At 67.3% G+C, this 4,788-nt stretch carries 4 protein-coding genes and 1 pseudogene; all 5 read left to right on the top strand.

Annotated elements, in window-relative coordinates; all coding sequences use genetic code 11:
* A partial coding sequence (locus ACFWF3_RS24650) for an MCE family protein (protein ID WP_379315539.1) occupies window positions 1-583 on the top strand: 583 nt, incomplete at its 5' end.
* Window positions 580-1,851 carry an MlaD family protein gene (locus ACFWF3_RS24655; RefSeq protein WP_379315541.1) on the top strand — a complete coding sequence of 424 codons (1,272 nt, stop codon included), beginning with the start codon at window positions 580-582 and terminating at the stop codon, window positions 1,849-1,851. The genes ACFWF3_RS24650 and ACFWF3_RS24655, both read left to right, overlap by 4 nt.
* An 18-nt stretch (window positions 1,852-1,869) precedes the next feature.
* On the top strand, window positions 1,870-2,871 hold the full coding sequence (locus ACFWF3_RS24660; protein ID WP_379315543.1) for a LacI family DNA-binding transcriptional regulator: 1,002 nt from the start codon (window positions 1,870-1,872) through the stop codon (window positions 2,869-2,871).
* Window positions 2,872-3,006: 135 nt separating this feature from the next.
* Entirely contained in the window at window positions 3,007-4,464 is a 1,458-nt protein-coding gene (locus tag ACFWF3_RS24665) for an aldehyde dehydrogenase family protein (protein ID WP_379315545.1), read from the top strand.
* Window positions 4,465-4,529: 65 nt separating this feature from the next.
* Window positions 4,530-4,788, top strand: a pseudogene (locus ACFWF3_RS24670) (amidohydrolase); the annotation flags it as partial.

Consider the following 4,788-nt stretch of genomic DNA (forward strand, 5'->3'; position numbering starts at 1 on the left):
CGTCGGCGGCCGCGGTGACCGGCTCGCCGCGCTGCTCGACGAGACCCGAACACTGTTGCGCGGCCTCTCCGATCGCACCGACCAGATCAACGGCGTCCTGCACGGCGCGGCCGATCTCAGCGCGACGGTGGCGGCCCAGCAGTCCACCCTCGCCGACACCGTGGCCGCGGCCGGACCGGCCGCCGAGGTCCTCGCCGAGAACACCGATTCCCTGGTCACTCTGGTCGATCGCGTCCATACGATCGCCACCCAGCTCGCGCGGTTCCCCAGTGTCGCGGGCACCAACACCACGAGCATGGCCGCCAACATCAACCAGTTGGCCGCCGGGCTCAACGCCGCGGCCCTCAATCCGGAGGCCGACCTCGACTCGGTGAACGAGATGATCAAGATCGTGCTCAAGATGATCAGTGGTCCCAACGGGCACGTCGCGGTCGATGTCGCCCAGCTCGCGATTCCCGACCCGGCGAATCCGGGCGGTGTCGGCGGCCGGGCCCCTGACATCACCGACTGGACCGCCTTCGTCGGCTCGCTCCAGCACATGATCGATCGGCTGGGCGTCCGGCTGGCAGGAGCACCACGATGACCACGACACCCCGGCCGAGCCGGATGGAAACACCGGCGCGCGCGCTCGTCGGGGTCGTCCGGGCCGCACACCGGCATCGGGCGGTGGTCTCGCTGCTCGGACTGCTCGCCATCCTCACCGGTGCCTGTTCGCACCTGATCCTGTCCACCTTCGGCGTCGATCCGCTCGATCACCCGTATCGGGTACGCGTCGAACTCACCCAGTCCGGCGGGCTGCTGCCGGGACAGGAAGTGACCCTGCGTGGCGTGCGGGTCGGGCGCGTGGACTCGGTGCGGGTGGTCGACCAGAAGGTGATCGCGGTCGCCGCCATCGACGAGAATGTGCGGATCTCGGTGTCGGGGCAGGTGCGGGCGGCGGCCCTGTCCGCGGCGGGCGAGCAGTATCTCGACTTCCTGCCCGCGAGCAACGACGGCCCGTATCTCACCGACGGAGCGCTGGTCACCGCCGATCGCACCGCCACCCCCGTACCGATGGCGGACATGCTGCAAAGCCTCAGCGGCACCCTCGCCCAGATCGATCCCGACCGGCTCGCGACCATCTCGCGGGAACTGGGTGTCGGTCCGGCCGGGCCCGACAAACTGGCCGACATCATCGACGGTGGCACGTTCCTCATCTCCACGCTCGACACGGTGCTGCCCAACACCGTGAACCTGTTGCGCAACAGCCGAGTCGTGCTGGCGACCCTGCACGACGGGCGCACCGTCCTGCGGGACACCTCGGCGAACCTCGCCGCGGTGACGGGCGGCATGGCGGCGATGACCGGCGGCTACGAACAACTGCTGGCGCAGACACCACCGCTGCTGACCGAACTCGACACCATCCTCGCGCAGAACTCACCGACGATGGTGCAGTTGCTGGGCAATCTCGTCACCGTCTCGCAGGTCGCCTACTCCCGGATTCCCGCCCTCGAGGAGTTCTTCTTTCCCCGCCAGCGCGCCGGATCCGCCCTCGACGCGGTGGCCTCGGCGTTCCACGACGGCGGTGTCTGGGCACTGGCCAGCATCTACTCCCGCTACGCCTGCGACTACAACGTGCCGCGGCGGGCCGGCTCGGTCCCCGACTACGCGCAGCCCTACCTGCACGCGGACTGCACCGATCCGGATCCCACCCTCATGCCGCGCGGCGCTCGCAATGCTCCGCGTCCGGCCGATGACCCCGTTCCCCCGCCACCCCCCGTCGACCCCTTGCAGACCGCCGAGCAGGCCCCGGTGGGGCCGCTGACCGTTCCCACGCCGTACGGCGGCCCCTACACACCGGGTCCCCGGTGACGGTGCCATCATGAGTGCATGGCCGCTCCCGATCCTGACGCGACGAGTGTCGGCAAAAGTGCGCGGCCCACCCACGCCGACGTCGCCCGGCTGGCGAACGTGTCGACCGCGACCGTCAGCTACGTCCTGAACAACTCCGCGGGCAAACGCATCTCCGCACGCACCAGGGAGGCTGTCTACCGCGCCGCCGGACAACTCGGCTATCGCCCCAATGTCGCCGCCCGAAATCTCGCGCGTGGCGAGAGCGGGGTAGTGCTCTCGATCCTGCCGCGAGTCGCGGTGGGCGACATGCCGATTCAGGCGGGCAGCCTGATGGCCGCCGCGCTCGCGCAATACGGTTTGCTCCAGGTGCAGATCTTCGAGACCGAGGACTACGAACGCATCATCGACGCGATCGACAATCTCGATCCGATCGCGGTGGTGAGCCTGTTCCCGTTGAGCAGCGACGCGCGCGGCAAGGTGCGCGCCGCGAAGGTTCCCCTGATCGAGATCGGGCTGCTGCCCGCGCTCGGCGATCCCCTGCTCACCGTCGGGGCGATGCGCGTGGGGCACCTGGTCTCGCGTGGACATCGCAAGATCGCGTTCGGACGCACCGATATCGCCAAATGGCGTGCCCTCGGCGACTATTGGCTCCAGGGAATCGTCGACGCCGCGCGTGCGCACGATCTGCCGCCGATCACCGTGGACGAGGTGACCGCGAGCGGTGCGGCCGAGCTGGTCACCAGGTGGGTGCGCGACGGGGTGACCGCGGTCTGCGCGCAGAGCGACGAGATCGCGGGTCTGGTGTTGCACGGTCTGCGGGAGGCGGGTCTGCGCTGCCCGCACGACCTCGCCGTGATCGGCATCGAGGCCAATCCCATGGGGGCGCTGTGTGATCCGCCGCTGACGACGGTGGAGTACATCCCCGCCGCGGTGGCCGATGCCGCGATCGCCGCTGTCCTCACCGAACTGGGATATCCGGCACCGCCCGCGCCACAGCCGACCGATGTCGCCCGCCTCATCGTGCGGGCTTCCACCTAGCTTCCCCGTTCCTCACCGGAGCCGATTTGGGGTCTGGACACCTCGATGGTTATGCGCCTAACCTTGCGACGACGGTGGATCCGCGTACCGAATCCGTTGCGCTCGAGTCACCGCTGACATGCGAGGAGTTACGCCATGACCGTGCAGAATGTGCTGGACGAGATCCGCAACCGACCGGGCACCGGAGACGCGATCCCCGTCGTCGATCCCGTCACCGAGGAACAGCTCACCGAATTCACCGACGGCGGCTCCGAAGCCGTCGACGAAGCCGTCGCACGGGCGAAAGCGGCGTCGAAATCCGGCATCTGGAAGAACCTGGCGGGCAGCGAGAAAGCCAAGATCCTCTGGCGCGTCGCGGATCTGATCGACGAGAACACCGAGCTGCTGGCCGACCTCGAATCGGCCAACGCCGGAATCCCACAGAACCAGGCCGCGCTCACCGTTGGCATCGGCTCGGAATGGTTCCGCTACTACGCCGGTTGGTGCACGAAGATCGACGGCATCGCCCACGACGTGAACGCCGGCGGGCTCACCGGCGTGGAATCGCGGCAGCACGGCTACACCCTCAAGGAGCCCTACGATGTCGTGGGGCTGATCTTCCCGTGGAACGGGCCGGTCTTCAACTACTGCGCAAAGGTCGCCCCCTCCCTCGCGGCCGGGTGCAGCAGCGTGGTGAAACCCGCCGAGGAGACTCCGCTTTCGGCGCTGGTACTCGACCGGCTCCTGGCCCAGGCCGGCGTACCGGAGGGCGTGGTCAATCTGGTCAACGGCTACGGACACACCACCGGCGCGGCGATCACCGCGCACCCTGACGTGGACAAGGTCGCCTTCACCGGCTCCACCGAGGTCGGCAGGGCGATCGTGGCGGCCTCGGCGGCGAGCAACCTCAACAAGATCACCCTCGAACTCGGCGGCAAATCGCCGGTGCTGATCTTCGACGACGCCGATCTCGATATGGCGATCATGATGGCCGGCTTCGGCGCCTTCGTGCATTCGGGTCAGGCGTGTGTGTGCGGTTCGCGCGTCTTCGTGCAACGCGGCTCCTACGACAAGGTCGTGGCGGGCATCGCGAACCTGGCCGACAACATGAAGATGGGTGGGCCCAGGGAAGAGGGCACCATGGCCGGCCCACTGATCAGCGCCAAGCAGCTCACCCGGGTGTTGGGTTATGTCGATCAGGGCAAATCCGAGGGCATCGAGTTCGTGGCCGGCGGTCAGCGTCTCGATCGAACCGGGTACTTCGTGCACCCCACCGTGGCCACCAATGTCGACCCCGCCACCAGCCGCCTCTACCGCGAGGAGATCTTCGGCCCGATCGTCACGGTCCTGCCCTTCGACACCGAAGAGGAGGTCGTCGCGATGGCCAACGACAGCTCCTACGGTCTGGCCGCCACCGTCTGGACCAAGGACATCGGCCGTGGCCACCGACTGGCCAAACAACTGCAGGCCGGAACCATCTCGCTGAACTGCCAGATGGTCTTCGACCACTCCATGCCCTTCGGCGGATACAAGCAGTCGGGCTGGGGCTACGAGTCCGGCAAGGCGGGCCTGGAGGCCTACCTGCAGACCAAGGCCGTCTGGACGCAAATGTAGCGACTGAATATTGCCATGCGCATCTTGTGAGAATATGATTCTCACTAACCAACAAGGAGGCTCTCATGACGCAGCTGGATCTGCCGTATCAGTTGTTCGACGCGGACAATCACCTCTACGAAACCAAGGAGGCGCTGACCAAGTTCCTCCCTGCCGAGTACGAGGGGACCATCAAGTACGTCGAGATCAACGGGCGCACCAAGATCGCGGTCCTCGGCCAGATCAGCGAATACATTCCCAACCCCACCTTCGAGGTCGTCGCGCGTCCCGGCGCCATGGAGGACTACTTCAAGAACGGCAACCCGGAGGGTAAGAGCCGCCGGG

The organism is Nocardia sp. NPDC060220 (assembly GCF_042727815.1).
Classification (GTDB): domain Bacteria; phylum Actinomycetota; class Actinomycetes; order Mycobacteriales; family Mycobacteriaceae; genus Nocardia.